This window comes from Segatella sinensis (assembly GCF_040095255.1).
GTDB classification, from domain to species: Bacteria; Bacteroidota; Bacteroidia; order Bacteroidales; family Bacteroidaceae; genus Prevotella; species Prevotella sinensis.
Map to the genome: position 1 here is coordinate 19204 of NZ_JBBNGE010000037.1, position 15289 is coordinate 34492.

Annotated in this window: 16 protein-coding genes; 14 read left to right on the forward strand and 2 right to left on the reverse strand. The window is 39.9% G+C overall.

The features are described from left to right. Positions 1-22 precede the first annotated feature (22 nt). The 14 genes from AAAT87_RS10605 to AAAT87_RS10670 all read left to right on the forward strand — a co-directional run bounded on the left by AAAT87_RS10605 (position 23) and on the right by AAAT87_RS10670 (position 14414). Positions 23-1249 (forward strand): phage portal protein, encoded by a 1227-nt coding sequence (locus AAAT87_RS10605; protein ID WP_349226392.1) that lies wholly within the window; start codon positions 23-25, stop codon positions 1247-1249. Positions 1250-1273: 24 nt separating this feature from the next. Then, entirely contained in the window at positions 1274-1858 is a 585-nt protein-coding gene (locus tag AAAT87_RS10610; RefSeq protein WP_349226393.1) for an HK97 family phage prohead protease, read from the forward strand. 83 nt (positions 1859-1941) lie between these two features. Further along, positions 1942-3246, forward strand: coding sequence for a phage major capsid protein (locus tag AAAT87_RS10615; protein ID WP_349226394.1), 1305 nt, complete (start codon positions 1942-1944; stop codon positions 3244-3246). Positions 3247-3330: 84 nt separating this feature from the next. Next, complete coding sequence (locus AAAT87_RS10620) at positions 3331-3831, forward strand: head-tail connector protein (RefSeq protein ID WP_349226395.1); 501 nt, start codon at positions 3331-3333, stop codon at positions 3829-3831. Positions 3832-3847: 16 nt separating this feature from the next. Beyond that, entirely contained in the window at positions 3848-4165 is a 318-nt protein-coding gene (locus tag AAAT87_RS15555; protein ID WP_428848546.1) for a phage head completion protein, read from the forward strand. Further along, positions 4165-4677: a hypothetical protein gene (locus tag AAAT87_RS10630; RefSeq protein ID WP_349226397.1), complete on the forward strand. Its 513-nt coding sequence runs from the start codon at positions 4165-4167 to the stop codon at positions 4675-4677. Before AAAT87_RS15555 ends, AAAT87_RS10630 begins: the two co-directional genes overlap by 1 nt. Next, a complete protein-coding gene (gene gp17, locus AAAT87_RS10635) occupies positions 4677-5051 on the forward strand; it encodes a tail completion protein gp17 (RefSeq protein WP_349226398.1) in 375 nt (124 codons plus the stop codon). Before AAAT87_RS10630 ends, gp17 begins: the two co-directional genes overlap by 1 nt. Before the next feature lie 37 nt (positions 5052-5088). Further along, the gene (locus AAAT87_RS10640) at positions 5089-5586 is read left to right on the forward strand and encodes a phage tail tube protein (RefSeq protein ID WP_349226399.1); all 498 of its coding nucleotides are present in this window, start codon (positions 5089-5091) and stop codon (positions 5584-5586) included. A 171-nt stretch (positions 5587-5757) separates the two neighbouring features. Further along, positions 5758-6066 carry a hypothetical protein gene (locus tag AAAT87_RS10645; protein ID WP_349226400.1) on the forward strand — a complete coding sequence of 103 codons (309 nt, stop codon included), beginning with the start codon at positions 5758-5760 and terminating at the stop codon, positions 6064-6066. A 188-nt stretch (positions 6067-6254) separates the two neighbouring features. Continuing rightward, the gene (locus AAAT87_RS10650; protein WP_349226401.1) at positions 6255-6410 is read left to right on the forward strand and encodes a hypothetical protein; all 156 of its coding nucleotides are present in this window, start codon (positions 6255-6257) and stop codon (positions 6408-6410) included. Between the two features lies 1 nt (position 6411). Next, entirely contained in the window at positions 6412-8898 is a 2487-nt protein-coding gene (locus tag AAAT87_RS10655; RefSeq protein ID WP_349226402.1) for a tape measure protein, read from the forward strand. A gap of 2 nt (positions 8899-8900) precedes the next feature. Next, complete coding sequence (locus AAAT87_RS10660) at positions 8901-11291, forward strand: hypothetical protein (RefSeq protein WP_349226403.1); 2391 nt, start codon at positions 8901-8903, stop codon at positions 11289-11291. Between the two features lie 10 nt (positions 11292-11301). After that, positions 11302-14082: a hypothetical protein gene (locus AAAT87_RS10665; protein ID WP_349226404.1), complete on the forward strand. Its 2781-nt coding sequence runs from the start codon at positions 11302-11304 to the stop codon at positions 14080-14082. A 53-nt stretch (positions 14083-14135) separates the two neighbouring features. Then, the gene (locus tag AAAT87_RS10670; protein ID WP_349226405.1) at positions 14136-14414 is read left to right on the forward strand and encodes a hypothetical protein; all 279 of its coding nucleotides are present in this window, start codon (positions 14136-14138) and stop codon (positions 14412-14414) included. Positions 14415-14715: 301 nt separating this feature from the next. Here the strand turns inward: AAAT87_RS10670 and AAAT87_RS10675 are convergent, their stop codons facing one another. Both AAAT87_RS10675 and AAAT87_RS10680 read right to left on the reverse strand, forming a co-directional pair. Then, positions 14716-14808 (reverse strand): smalltalk protein, encoded by a 93-nt coding sequence (locus tag AAAT87_RS10675; protein WP_349226406.1) that lies wholly within the window; start codon positions 14806-14808, stop codon positions 14716-14718. A 13-nt stretch (positions 14809-14821) separates the two neighbouring features. Continuing rightward, the coding region (locus AAAT87_RS10680; RefSeq protein ID WP_349226407.1) for an HU family DNA-binding protein at positions 14822-15289 on the reverse strand (468 nt) is incomplete at its 5' end.

The window sequence follows — 15289 nt, forward strand, 5'->3', positions numbered from 1 at the left end:
GACATATATTAGGATTTTTTTAATGGATAAGGATAAGAAAAGAAGCCCAATATTACGTGGGCTTTTCGGAGTTAGGGAAAAGAGAAGTGAAGAGGATTCTTCATCATCAAGTGGTTTTTATGGTGATGGAAGTCTATTGTTTGGAGCTTTATCAAACGCCCAATATGGCGGTATGAATATCCCTGCACTTTTCGCTTGCACGCAATTGATAAGCGATGGTGTGGCTAGCCTTCCAATTGTAATTAAGAAGAAGTCAGCAAGGGGAAAAACAAGCGTTGTTAAGAATCACCCAGTTGGAGATTTGTTTGATGACAAGAATAACATCTTGACAAAGTTTGACATCCTCAAATTGATAGTACAGAGCGTGATACTAAGAGGAAATGCTTTTGTTTACATAGAACGTACAAATGAAGGACTTCCAAAGGGTTTGAGATTCCTAGAAAGCAGTGATGTGACGATAGTTTACACCAAGGAAAGGAATGAATTGTACTATCAAATTCCTATGCTTGGAAAGATGAGGGTAAAGCCAAGTGATATGCTGCATTTCAAGAAAAACACTTATGACGGAGTACATGGCATTAGCCTTTTGAACTTTGCAAAGAGAACAATCTCAATTGCTTCTGCAACTGATAATCAATCAGAGAGTTTCTTCAAGAATGGTGGAAATCTGAGTGGTGTAATCAAGTCACAGAATGTGATGAGCGCAAAGCAAAGGCATGATATATTATCAAGTTGGGCAAGCACCTATAGCAATGGAAGCAATGGCGTTTGTATATTACCGTTTGGCATGGAATATCAGCCAATCAGTATATCAGGAAAGGATGCTCAGCAGATTGAATCAAGACAGTTCAACGTTGAGGATATATGTAGGTTCTTCAATGTAAACCCTGTCCTTCTAGGTCTTGCAAACCACTCTTCTTACTCAAATTTGGAGGATGTTCAGAATGATTTCTTGGTTCATACATTGCAACCATGGATAACGATGATTGAGAATGAGTTGGATAGGAAACTATTAAATAATGCTGAGACTAACTTAAAGATAATTCTTGATACCAATTCAGTATTAAGGGCAAACAAACAGGCACAAGCAAACTACTACTCAACCATGATTTCAAGTGGAATCCTCTCTAGGAATGAAGCTAGGAAAGATTTGGGAATGAATGAGGTTGAAGGTGGTGATGAGCTAGTCATACCTTACACTGACATTGCTCAAAACACCATTGGAAAAGATGAGAATCCTTCTGAATAATTATTATATATAATAACGTTATTAATGAAGAAAGAAATTGAGTATAGGAAACTTTCCTCTGAATTGCGTTCTGATGGTGGAAGGCATTTAAGTGGATATTGCGTGAGATTTAACGAGCCAAGTCAATATCTAGGCTTTTATGAGGTTATTTCACCAAATGCAATCACTGAGGAAACCTTAAAGAAAAGTGACATATACTGTCTATGGAATCACAACCAAGATGATGTCCTAGGGCGTTCAAGATTCGGAGAAGGAAACCTAACACTAACCCTTGATGATAAGGGATTGCGATATGACTTGGATTTACTAGACAACCAGATTGGTGATATGGTGCTTTCTTATGTCCAAGCAGGCATTGTCCGTGGTTCTTCCTTTGCCTTCACAATCTCGGATGAGGAAGGTGCTGATGAGTGGTCAACAGACGAAAAGGGTGTAAAACATAGGGTAATCAATAAGATTGATATGCTGTTTGATTGTTCACCATGTTTTGAACCTGCTTACCTCTCAACAGAAGCCCCATCTTGCAGAAGCTATGAGAAGTACTTGGAGAGCGAGAAGGAAAAGCAATCAGAGATACAGGACTTATGTGATGAGATTCTGAATCTTTAAAAAAAGATAAAAAAATATTGGTAAACATTAGGAAAAAACCTTATCAATAGTATATTTATAATAGTAGAACATTATTAAGTTTAATGACGAAGAATCTTAATAAGATATATGACTTGGTTAAACGTGCTAAGGCAGAAAATAGAGACATTACAGAGGAAGAGCTTAAAGAGCTTCAAGACGAGACCCCAAAGGAGGATGAAACCCCTACTGAGTGTAAGGAAAAGAAGTCTGATGAAGAAGTTGATACTCCAATGGAGGATGATGAGATTCCTGCTGAGGAAGATATTGAAACACCTACTGAGGATGACCCTAAAGAAGATGATATAGATGATAAGTCTGATGAGGACGTTGAAACTCCAATGGAGGATGAGGATGAAACCCCAACAGACGATGATAAAGAAGATAATTCTAACGTTAGAATGAATAAGAATTTTTCACTTTTGAAGACCGTTAGGTCTATTTCAAAGAATCAGCCACTTGATGAGCTTACAAATGCAGTGGTTGAGCAAGGTAAGAGCGAAATGAGGAAGGCAGGACTTTCTGCACAAGGTCAGTTGGTTATCCCTACAAATGAGGTAAGGGCAATCCATTCTGTTACAGCAGACGGTGAAAGCGTTGTTGCAACTGACGTATTTGACATCTTAACCCCATTGCGTGCAAAGAACGTACTTGCACAAGCAGGTGCTACAATCTACAGTAACTTGACTAGTGACGTTAAGATTCCTATCATGTCAAAGTCTAATGTAACCTTTGAGGATGAGAATGGTGAGGCTAAGGATGGCGCAGGTGCTTTCAATTACTTGAAGCTTACACCACACCGCTTGACAGCATACGTTGACATATCAAAGGAACTTTTGGCACAGGACAGCGTTGATGTTGAGAACGCAATAAGGACTGACCTTGTTAACGCAATCAACAGCAAGTTGGAAGAGGCTTTCTTGTCTGATTTCTCTGGTTCTACAGTTCAGCCAAAGGGTATATTTGCAATAGTTAAGCCTGATTCAGCAGTTACTAAGGATTTCGCTACATTGGTAGCAAATGAGGCAAAGGTAGAAGATGCGAACATCTTGAATGAGCCATGTTATATCCTTTCTAACAAGGCTAAGGCAGCTTTGAGGGCAATGGCTAAGGGTGCTAAGTCAACTGAGTTGGTTTATGAGAACGGTGAGGTTGATGGTACAAAGGCATACAATACTTCAAACGTTCCTGCTTCTAACTACTTGTTTGGTGACATGAGTTCACTTGTAATCGGTACATGGAGCGGTCTTGATTTGATTGTTGACCCTTACACACAAGCAGCTAAGGGTGCTGTACGCCTTGTAGTTAACATGTACGTTGACTTTGGTGTTGCAAGACCAGAAACATTGGTTGCAGGTAAGTTGGCATAATTACTTTCATACATCAATTATATAACATAGGGTTTGTTGCTGTATCAAAGGCAGCAAGCCCTTTTTTAATAATAACAACCAAGAATGGAATATCTTAATTTAGACTTGATTAAAAAGCATCTTAACATTGATTCTGATTTCCATGATGATGATGATTATCTAAAGATTCTTGGGGATGTAGCTGAGCAAGTAACAGAACGCCACATAGATGACAGCTTCCAACTTATCATGTTGAAGAACCGTGGCAAGTTTCCACCAACCCTTATGCAAGCAATGCTACTGTTGGTTGGCAATTACTATAACAATAGGGAATCCGTTGCTTTCACAGGTGTTTCTGAGTTACCACAGTCTTACTTGTACTTGTTAAGCCTCTATCAGAACTATGGTAATGAGGGATTGGATAGGATTTACTTCTACCATGAGATTAACAAGCTGCATGACCAAGCAGACAAGAACACTGATGAGATTAAGGACATTAGGAAGCATAAAATCAGTGGTGGAACTTGGATTGATGTTGACAATGAGGCTGACAGCGGTTACACACATGTGGTGAACGTTGATGATGTTGACCAAGGTGAGTATTAATGAAGGGAGGTATCAAATGAGGTGTGGACTTTTAAGAGAAAGCATTGATATATATCGCCCTGTCAATACTCAGAATGAGTTTGGAGAAATGGTACAAGAGTACAAGATTTGGTACTGCACAAGGGCTAGAGCTGTCAGTAACGGAGGTTCAAGGGCATTGGTTAACACTGAAATTTCTTATCCGTATCGCAAGGTGTTTGAGGTTCACCAATATGTGGATGTGAGAGAAACAGACGTGATACATTGGATGGGAAAAAAATACAGAATATTATCCATTGAGCTTGACCGCACACAGATGAAGAAGGTGATAACTACTGAGGAGATTGATGAGTAATGGTAGAGTTTGATTTCAGCAACGTCAAAAAGGCTTTTGATAAAGCTAGCGTTGAGATGCAGAATATATGCGGTGAGGCTTTGGACAATGCACTTGATGTTATCCAAACAAAGGCAAAGACAAACCTCAAAGGGAGCGGCATACATTACTCACATGAAATGCTAGAAGGCATTCAGAAATCAGTTGCGCCAACATCAAATGAAGGTAAGGTCTATATAAGGGGAAACGCCTATGCAGGTACACAATCCCACGGTCAAACCTACTACAAGAACTTATGGCTTGACAGCGGTACAATACCAAGGTACACAAAGGATGGTGTAAGTAGTGGAAGCAGGAAGAACCGTGCAAAGAAGATGGAAGCCCTTTATAAGAAGGGAACTAGAAAGGGATATAGAGGAAGCCTCAAAGCAACAAACTTCTTCCAAAACGCTAAACAATCCATCCCACAAGCCGAGAACGTTATAATTGACAAGGTTAAGGATGGAGTGACAAAGATAATTAATAATAACTAATGGAGACAGGACTTTCAGTAAACAAACACATATTCCAAATCCTTTCAAAAGATGAGGCATTGGCTAACATGGTTGGAAAGAACATCTATCCATTGGTTGCTGAGGAAGATGTTAAGCTACCTTTCATAACCTTCACCAAATCATCCGTTGTACCATCCTACTACAAGGTTGGAGTGGCAGATGACAAGGTTTCATTCACAGTAAACATTGTGGCAAATGACTATGTTACAACAGTCAACATTGCCGAGAGGATAAGGCAACTTTTGGAAGGAAGAACCTCTAGTTATTTCAAGAGGATTGAACTTCAAAATTGCTATGAGAACTATTCAAACGACAATTACGTGCAAAACTTGCAGTTTTTGGCGATAATATAAAAAGATAACTAATTAGGTAATATATTTTCACATTATAATGGGCGGTAAAATTATTATGGGAGAGCGTGTGCAGCTCTGGGTGAAGGACAAGACTTCTGCAACTCCAACATGTCTTGCAATGGCTACTTCACTTTCTGTAGAGGTAAGTGCTGATGCAGTAGATATATCTAGCAAGGATAGCGGACGTTGGGCAGCTAGCTTGCTTGGAAAGATTTCTTGGACAGCAAGCGCAAGCAACCTATTCACTGTAGCAGATTACTCAAAGCTGATTGATGTCATGGTTGCTAACACTCCAATTGAGATTGTATTTGCAACTGTAAAGAACTATGACACTATTACCAGTGGCACAACTGATGCTGAGGGTCTTTATAGCGGTACACCTGCTAATTGGACAAGCGCAGATGACATGTACCATGGCAAGGTGATAGTCAACTCGGTTTCACTGTCAGCAAACAATGGCGAGGTGGCCACATTTGATGCTTCATTCACAGGAGTAGGTCCACTTATCAAGGGCGGTATTACACCTAGTAAATGAAGAGCACAATCATTCTCAGATGAGAAGAAGCCAAATACCCAAGACACCAAGGAAGTGATTGAGGGTAATGAAGAAAAAGCATAAAACCATAAGGGGAAGCATCATTAATTTGGTGTTTCCCCTTTCTTTTTTCAATACATTTTATATTTATTAATATAAAGGAAAATACAAATGAAAGTAATAATCAAAGACAAGGAAATAACCTTGAAAAGCTCATTCAGAGCAATGGTTGCTTACGAGCAAATTACAGACCATATTTTTTCACCATCTACAGTGACAGACATTCTAGTGTACTTCTATTGTTGTGTCATCACTTCAAAGGACTATGATGGTACAATGACATTTGATGAGTTTATGGACTATCTTGATGAGAATCCAAGCATCTTGCAGGAGTTTTCAGAATGGATGACTGAAACTAGCAAACAAAATGAGGTCTTCAACAAGGAAGCAAAAAAAAAGACAACGGCAAGGAAGAAGTAACGTTCACCAAGCTCTTTACCCTTCTATGTATAGAATATAGGATTTGCTCAATCCCTTACTTCATGGATGAAATGCAAAGGTTTGAGCTTAAACCAATATTGGATAACCTTAATCTAGCGGTTAAAAATGATTGGGAAATAGCTAGGCAATTGATGTACGTGCAATCACAAACCCACACAACCAAGAGGATGAAGCCAACTGACATCATGCAGTTCCCTTGGGATGAGGGATATAAGGCTAAACCAAAGATGGCAGACGTTAAGATGACCAAGGCGTTGAGACAGAAGATGATTGATGACATGGAACGTAACAAGCAATTATTGATTAATAATCATATTATTTAGAATGGCAGAAGCAGTAATTAAAATAGGACTTGATAATTCCAACTTCCAAGAGGGGTTGAAGACTTGCAATGAATCTCTAAATAAATTCAACAAACAGCAAGGCATTACCAAGGATAAATTCATCAACGTCAACCGTGAGATTGGAAGGAACAAAAGAGCACTCATGGATTGTATCTACAGATACCAACAGCTTGGGGAAGAAGGACGTAAGACAGACGCAGGGCGTAAGCTTCTAGATATAAAGGAGAAGTGCATTCAAGACATCAAGGCTTTGCAGAATGTCAAGGATGAAATGGAAGCTTTGACAAAGAGCAAGACAAAGATTAACCTTGACACTTCCAAGATTTCAGAAACCAATGGTGGAATAGGTTCACTGATTGGGAAATTCTCTTCTGCAAAAGCAGCAGTTGGTGGGTTCATGGGGGCTTTTGCTGTAAGCGCATTAGTTGATTTTGGAAGAGAGGCAATTGACGCACAAAGCAAGGTTGAACAGCTTGAAATCTCTTTCCGAACACTCTTGGGAAGTCAGGAAAAGGCAAGCGCATTGATTGCAGAAATCAAGTCATATGGAACTGTCACACCTTATGACACAGAAGGGCTTGCGCAGGCTGCAAGGTTGATGCTATCCTATGGAATGTCTAGTAGCAAGATAATGCCAACGTTGCAGATGCTTGGTGATATTGCCATGGGTGATAAGGATAAACTACAGTCACTTACCCTAGCATTCTCACAGATGTCAGCAAGTGGAAGGGTATGCAAAGAGGATTTGAATCAGATGGTGGATGCAGGTTTCAACCCTCTTCAAATCATTTCAGAGAAGACTGGAAAATCAATTGGTGAACTTACTGATGAGGTTTCCAAGGGAGCTATCTCAGTTCAAGACATTGAACAAGCCTTCATTGATGCTACAAGTGAGGGTGGAAAGTTCCATAACATGGTCAACAATATGTCTGATTCTATTGCAGGAAAGACAGCTCAAATGACTGATAATTGGGAAGCCTTCAAAGCCTCAATTGGTGCATTGTTGAAACCTGCATATTTGGGGGCGATTCAGACAACCACTTCTGCAATAGATGCCATGACCAAGGCAGTAGAACGCCTTAGAGCGATTGCTGGTGACGTTACCGTAGGTGATGGGGATTACAATAACTCAACACAAAATGCTCTTAAATACGCAACCGACAAAGGAAACAAGGGTGGCAAGACCCAAAAGCAGAAGGAAGCCATAAGGAAGAAAACCATTGGTAGGGGTATTGCTTACGAGGTAGCTAGGGGAAAAAGAATTGACAATGCAATATCACAAAAATCTGCTGAACTCAAAACTAGACGTAACCATCCAACATGGACTGGTAAGAAGACAAGAGCACAACTTGAAAGTGAGATAGCATCATTGATACACCAAAGGAAGCAGACAGACGCTAGAATCAAGTCATATAGGAAATCACTTACTGAAAGCCCTTATGAGACTCCAAAGGCAACAACCACAACAATACCAAGCGGTGGTGGTGGCGGTGGCAGAAGGAACACCAATAGAGGTGGTGGAGGTGGTGGAAGAAACACCAATAACACCAATACAGAAATCATCCCACATGGAAGTCTAGCAGAATTGGAGAAGGAACTAACTCAGGCAAGGAAGGCAGCTTCACTTGCAGTTGGTGAAGAGGCTTACAACCAAGCCATGGAGACAGTAAGCAAAATTGAGGATAAGATTGGAAACTTCAAGTTCAACTCCTACAAGAATGCTGAAAATTCTCCAATCAAAGACAATGACTTGTCTAAGATGAAAATGCCAAAGAATGGAGTGCTTGGAGTTAGTCTAGGTCTTCCAAAAAAAGATGAATTGGATGATTTTGCAAAGACCATTGCTGACAGCATGGAGAAGGTAAGAGAGGAAACCCAAAGGACTGAGGAAGAGTTCAAGAATCTCACTGATAGCATAAGAAATCAATATGGTGGTCAGATAGCTGATTTTGCAACAAGATTTGCTGAGTTGGCTAAGTTCATCCAAGACGGTGGAAGTACAACAGAGGCAGCAGCAGCAGGACTTGTGATGCTTGGTGATAGTCTTCAAACAATCGCAGGTAATGGAGCTATTGCAAAGGCAGGTGCAATCATGGCTGCAATTGGTCAATGTGTACTTGGTTTTGCAACCGCATCCGCACAGGCAGCAGCTCTTGGTCCTTTTGGTTGGTTGGCATTTGTCGGAGCAGGACTTGGAACTTTGGCAACCATGATTTCTACCATTCAAGGATTCTCCAACGGTGGTATTATAGGAGGTGCAACAACTAGTGGTGACATGCAACTAGCTAGGGTCAATGCAGGAGAAATGATTCTCAACAACTCTCAGCAAGCAAGGCTCTTTGACCTTCTAGACGGTGGAGCTGCAATGATTGGCAACACCCAAGGAAAGGTTGATTTCAGAATCAGCGGACAAGCACTTGTTGGAACGTTAAAAAATTACAACACTAAGATGAGTAAGGTTAGATAAAAATGCTTTACAAAGGAACTTTCAAGGATATTAATGATAAGCAATATACAGTCAGAATTACAACGAATAGCGATACTTCAAGGGTTACAACATTGACCCTTGGAACGCCACCTTTCACCACTTCAATGGATTCTGATGGTGATACCCTATACAAGAATGCCAAGTATCAGTCAGCAACAATCAAGTACATGGAGAAAAATGAGCACTATGACATCTATTCTTCAAAGGCACATGACACGAAGGTTGAACTACTTGGAGAAGACAATAATGTTGTGTGGACAGGATATGTAGAACCTTCAACGTTTAATCAAGATTATCAAGGATATGAGACTGAGGTGGAGGTTAACGCAATTGATGGTCTTTCAACACTCCAATATTACAAGTATAGCCCAATCAGTGGTAGCAAGAGCGTTGTGAGCTTCTTAGGGGTGTTAAAGTACTTGGTTAAGAAATGTGATTGTTACCAATATATCTACATACAGGATTCACTAGCAATAGCCAAAGGTAGCAATACTGATGATTTTATCAAAAGCTGTTACATTTCAGAACAGAACTTCTTTGATGATAAGAATGACGGAGAGACTGATGAGGATGTTGCCTGGACTTGCCAAGATGTTCTAGAGGAGCTTGCACAATTCTTGAATATGACCGCAATTGCTTGGGGTGATTCAGTTTATATGTTAGATTATGATGCTATCAAGAACGGAGCAACAAGATTTTGGAAATATGCACTTAACAGTGAAACAGTATCAAGTGTAACCATTGGCAACACCTACACAATAACAGGTAATGATATAGCGGAGAGCAATCAAACAGTCTCACTAGTTGACACATATAACAAGGTATCAATCAAGGCTGACAATTACACCTTTGACAGTATTATCCCTAGCGTATATGAAAACTTGGAGAATATCACATCATCATCTGATGCTACCTTGCAATCATCTGACAATGTGAATAACGGAATGTATGGTGAAGTTATCGGCAGTAGTCTAGGGAGCAAGACAAGCGAAAACATGATAATGATGCTTGACAGAACGTACAATCCGCAGAAGAAAAAATTCCAAGCTTACAATGCGGTTGGTGTTAAGTATTATAAGAACCCAAACTACATTTGTTATAGGTATGACAATGGGAAGTACAACAAGACCATGAATTACACTGACAGTAAGAGCTACAAAGGTGCTGTCATTGCAAAGTTCTTTGTTAAGCAGTTGAATAATTCATATAGCTATTGGGACTACTACTTTAGGGCTTTGACAGGAGGCACAATAACCTTTGATGATTGGATGGCTAAGAATGAGGTATCAAATATCTCTTTCTCAAATTACCTTTGCTTGCTTAACCCACTAGATAACCATATATCATCATCCAACATTGCTAATTATCCATTCTTGCAGACAAATTCATCTGATTCAACAGCATTTTTTGGTGGTAAGAACGCTTATCTATTGATTACAGGAAGCTATCAATATCATGTTTTTGATGATGACCCTTACCCTATCCCACAGACACAGGCAGACATCCGTGAAGGAAGATACGCAATTGATGACGGACAAGCATACCTCTTGGCTAGCCTTAAATGGGGTGATAAGTATTGGAATGGAAAAAGTTGGACAGCAAGCAAATCCACTTTCAAGATTCCGTATATAGTTGAAGGTGCAAGTAAAGGAGACCGCAGAGCAGATGCTACAATGTTTAAGGATAACAAATTCGTGAACACGGTATCATGGAGACTTGGACTTGATAAAGAAGGTTATTGCATAAAAGCACCAAATGATGGTGTTATTGCAGGACAGCCACAGTTTACCTTGTTTTGCCCTTTTGACCCTAACTTCCATTCAACCAAGAGTGGTGACAACAAAGGGCAGCATTACAAGATGTCTAGGGTTTTCTTAAAGGATTTTGACATCCAAGCCATAATCGGAGACCCAACCTTCAGTGGGGAGCTTGATACGGATACAGTATACACAAACATCATCAATAAGGAATATACCAACGAGTTGGATGATATAACGTGGAAGATAAGCACCTTTGACAACAAGAAACCGTCTTTTTCTGCTGTTGCATGGAAAAACGCTGATGGGACTTTCAAGTATCTAGAAGACACTTATGTAAAGGCATTGGAAGATGGCGAACTATCATGGGAGAACAGTGATAAAGATGCGCCACAGTTTGGAAAGCTAAGACAGGAGGAACACATGATTTACCGCTTGGTCAACCAATACTCAACGCCTTCAATATCATTGTCAATGACAACCAAGCTGTCACCATTCTCACCATTCACTAGAGTAAGGGAGAAGTTTATGAGTAACAAGCAATTCATAATTGACCAAATGGATATAGACTATGAAAACGCTTCCACAAACCTAACACTAATTGAGAAAAAATAAAATTGATGTAATGAAGATTATCAAATACAACCAAAGCAAAACCATGTCAGGTGGTACACGTACACTAGGTGGAAATGGGGGTGGAATATATACAAACACCACTCCTGCACCTAGCGTAAACCTAGAGCCTTATGCCTTGAAGACGCAAATCTTATGGGAAAAGGGAGAAGGAAATAACTCAGTCATAGAGAAAAGCCATAACCTACAAGCTACCAATGAAAATGAAACAGCAGTAGGAAAGTACAACCAATCAGTAAGCGGTGAAACAATCTTTACAGTTGGAATTGGAGACGGTGAAGACAGTAGAAAAAACGGTCTTGCAGTGACATCTAGCGGACTATCAGCAGAAACAGCCTCAATTGACAACTTGACATCACAGACAATCACCAATAATGGCTTGATTAAAACCAACCAATTTGAGACGCAGACACTCAAAGCTGTAAGCGGTTATATTCAGTCACTCATGTCAGAGGAAATCACCACAGAATACTTGGAGGTGACAAAGGCAGCACATTTCTTCAAGTTGGTAATTGATGAGATTAAGGCTGTAGGTGGAAGGTTGATAATAACCCCTGCAAGTGCTGAAATACACCATGTGGAAGAACTCTCAGACCGTTTCCGCTGTTACTTCAAGGCTAATGACGGTAAGAAACAAATATACCAAGAGTTTGAAAATGATGACCAAATAATATGCCAAACCTTCAATGCAGCAGTTGGAACAAGCTATGATGTAAGCAATACCTACTATTGGCGTTTATGCGTGGGTGTGTCAGATTCAACAGTCACAATTGGAGATGAGGATTTCTTCTATGTTGACTTGTCCAAGACGGATAAGGATAAGTACTCAGTATCATCACCAAAGAAGGGTGATAATATAGTACAATTGGGAAATAGAAGTAAAGAAGAAAGGCAAGCTGCAATTGTCATATCAGCCTATAATGATGGGTATCTAGACCCAGAGATAAAAGCACCATCCTTAGTGCAATATCAAGGGATAAATGACTATTCTCTTAAAAACCATAGGCTTAACATCATTTCCAAGGGTTTGAATCAATTCAAGGGCGCACATCTAAACAATGCTGATAAAAACCTTGATACCAAGATTGATGACTTGTCCACAACCGTAAGTAACAAAGTGTCTGAGATTACCCAAACAATCAACGGAATCTCAACAAGGGTAAGCAATACTGAAACATCAATTTCAACGGTAAGCAAGAAGGTTGATGGCAATAAGGCTGCAACTGATAAAGCCATTGCTAACACCAACAACACCATAACAGCCTTGACACAAACTGTTAAGAACAATTACTCAATACTTGACCAAAAGGCTGATAGTATATCAAGTAGGGTATCATCAAACAGCGAGACAATAACAGCACAAGGGACTAACATTTCTAACTTGCAAAGTGGGTTGAATAGCACCAATAATACAATAACCGCACTTACCAAGACTGTTAAGAACAATTACTCAACACTTGACCAAAAGGCTGATAGTATATCAACCACTGTATCAACAAACACCAAATCAATCAATGAGCTGAATGGGAAGATTACATCTCAAGCAACAGCCATAAGTAAGGTTGACCAAAAGGCTGATTCCATATCTAGCACGGTAACAACCATCAATAATAACTATGCTTCCAAGTCACTACTGACACAGACTAGCAACAACATCCTTGCACAGGTAAACAACACCTATATCAAGATTGGTGATGATAACATTACCCTTGGTGGAAATACCACTGTTAAAGGTAGCTTGACACTTACACAGACAGACCAAGGCTTCAAACTTGTAGGTGCTGATGGTATTACTGAAATCATGCCAAAATCAATTGGAACATATAATGATTTCAAGTCAGCAAACACTAACACCCAACAAGTGATAAAGTCAATCAATGTCATTGGTACAAAATCAACTGTTGACGATATTTTGAGATTCCAAGGCAGTTTGATAATTTACTTGGGTGATAGGAAGAAAGGCGATTTCATAAAGTGTAAGTTCAACTATCTTACAGCAGATGTAACAAACGGTTGGAATGGTTCATCATTCTCTGAAAATTTCCCAATATCTAGTAGTTTTTCTGCAAAGGTGATGAATCAGTATAACTCAGCTGTCATACATAATTGGAACACAGTTTATTCAAACAGAGAATATTCATATACCTTTGATTCAGATACCACTAACGCTAGAATATATGTAACTTTCAGCGGCAATACATTATATTCAAGTTGGATAGGAAACTATGATGTCCATCAAGGGAAACCAATGCCAATGCCAAATGCTGCTGTTGAGGCAAATTGCACATTGACATTGCCAACAACTGCACACATGCTCATTGGTTATGATGGTTGGGGTGCTAACTTTGGTAATAACAAGACTGTCTATTGCGGAAAGGATGGATTGATTGCAAACTATGGTGGACAAGAGTTTAGGATAACAAGTGATGGCATTTGGAACAACAATAAAAGAAATGTAGCGGTAGTTGATGGAACAGGCTATTCAGAAGCTTCACCTAACACATATCTTATAGATTTGCCAATAGATACCGTTCTATGCAAGGGTAATAACTGCAAGGTTATATTCCCAAAGAACCCACCACAAGGATATATGATTACAATCTATGATAAATGTCTTAATTACTGCTATTTTTCTTCAAATGGTAAAAGTATTCAAGACACAACTGATTATGGTACTGACTATCATGTAGTCACCAATGGTGAGTTATCTGGTAGAATACCATGGAGATGGACATTCATTGATAATGTATGGTATGAAGAGTACATTGGATAATGACTATTGAAAAACTATTTATTGGTATATACAAAAGTACTATATAACGATAAATGGAAAATACAATAATCAATAAAGTTCAGAAGTGGAATGACTTGCCAGCCAAAGAGAAAAGCCAAATCTTAATGGCAGCATTCCTTATCCTTTCAGCAGTTGTTCTTGTCTTCACTTGCTTCTTTATGACATTACAAGTTGGAGCATCAATTTTGGGTGCAAGTGGTGAGTTCTTAGCTACTGCAATGGCATTGTTAGGATTGACACTGATTGTGAAGAACAGTCTGATTGACATTCAGACGAAAGTTCAAGAGAAACTTGGCAATGACAAAGCCTAAAGTAAATTGAAGGGATGATGGGTTAGAATGGTTCTAGCTTGTTATCCCTTCTTTCTTTCCCCTAGAATCATACAAAAAACATGGATATACCTAAGTATCTGACTATCAATGCTTTATATTTTTTATTCATAAGTGGGGGGATGGTCTAACTCATTGAATATCAGCTGATTATCGCCCTCGGTCTTTGCTTTACCGAGAGGTATTTTTTGAAAGTGTCCCAAGCCCCATTATTTCATAAGATAAATACCACTATTCGTTAGTAATTTTTAACGTATCTTATAAATCACTGATAATCAATAGGTTATATTGTATGAACATTGACCATTGTAGTAGCTATTGCGGTGAGAATGCTAATGGCAATCTGAATCACCATTTTCCAGGTATCCTTTTTCATAGATTTCTACTTTTTAGAAATTTACATTGTCGCCGCTGCCGTCTTCACCGTCGGTATTGCCGCCGCTGGTTCCACGGTCACCGGTAGTTCCACTGCCTTCAGTTCCGGTGGTTCCATCGCCGGCACCATCGCCATCGCCGCCACCATCAGGATTGATAGGGACATTGAGATCCACGTTGGTCTTGCCCTCCTTGATCGCCTTGATCACGGCTGCCTGAGCGCTGCGGCTTGCCACGAGATTGAATTCTGCGTCGTCGAGCAGGTTCTTGAACTGCTGGCCTGGCTCCCACTGAACCTTCACGTTGGTGATGTTCTGCGCCGTAAACTTGTCGGCAGTCTCTGCACCCTTGGAGCCGAGCAGGAGAGAGAAGTCACCCAGGTCGCCCAGTCGGATCTTCTTGCCTTCGAGCAGCATCTCTCTCATGCAGTCCACTGCCATGTAGAGGATGGCGCTGATGTCGGCTCTTGAATACACGCTGCC

Coding starts and splice junctions, on each gene's coding strand:
- AAAT87_RS10670 (WP_349226405.1), top strand. CDS start 14,136: ATGGAAAATACAATAATCAATAAAGTTCAGAAGTGGAATGACTTGCCA.
- AAAT87_RS10630 (WP_349226397.1), top strand. CDS start 4,165: ATGGTAGAGTTTGATTTCAGCAACGTCAAAAAGGCTTTTGATAAAGCT.
- AAAT87_RS10650 (WP_349226401.1), top strand. CDS start 6,255: ATGAAGCCAACTGACATCATGCAGTTCCCTTGGGATGAGGGATATAAG.
- AAAT87_RS10620 (WP_349226395.1), top strand. CDS start 3,331: ATGGAATATCTTAATTTAGACTTGATTAAAAAGCATCTTAACATTGAT.
- AAAT87_RS10645 (WP_349226400.1), top strand. CDS start 5,758: ATGAAAGTAATAATCAAAGACAAGGAAATAACCTTGAAAAGCTCATTC.
- AAAT87_RS10660 (WP_349226403.1), top strand. CDS start 8,901: ATGCTTTACAAAGGAACTTTCAAGGATATTAATGATAAGCAATATACA.
- gp17 (WP_349226398.1), top strand. CDS start 4,677: ATGGAGACAGGACTTTCAGTAAACAAACACATATTCCAAATCCTTTCA.
- AAAT87_RS15555 (WP_428848546.1), top strand. CDS start 3,848: ATGAGGTGTGGACTTTTAAGAGAAAGCATTGATATATATCGCCCTGTC.
- AAAT87_RS10665 (WP_349226404.1), top strand. CDS start 11,302: ATGAAGATTATCAAATACAACCAAAGCAAAACCATGTCAGGTGGTACA.
- AAAT87_RS10615 (WP_349226394.1), top strand. CDS start 1,942: ATGACGAAGAATCTTAATAAGATATATGACTTGGTTAAACGTGCTAAG.
- AAAT87_RS10610 (WP_349226393.1), top strand. CDS start 1,274: ATGAAGAAAGAAATTGAGTATAGGAAACTTTCCTCTGAATTGCGTTCT.
- AAAT87_RS10675 (WP_349226406.1), bottom strand. CDS start 14,808: ATGAAAAAGGATACCTGGAAAATGGTGATTCAGATTGCCATTAGCATT.
- AAAT87_RS10640 (WP_349226399.1), top strand. CDS start 5,089: ATGGGCGGTAAAATTATTATGGGAGAGCGTGTGCAGCTCTGGGTGAAG.
- AAAT87_RS10655 (WP_349226402.1), top strand. CDS start 6,412: ATGGCAGAAGCAGTAATTAAAATAGGACTTGATAATTCCAACTTCCAA.
- AAAT87_RS10605 (WP_349226392.1), top strand. CDS start 23: ATGGATAAGGATAAGAAAAGAAGCCCAATATTACGTGGGCTTTTCGGA.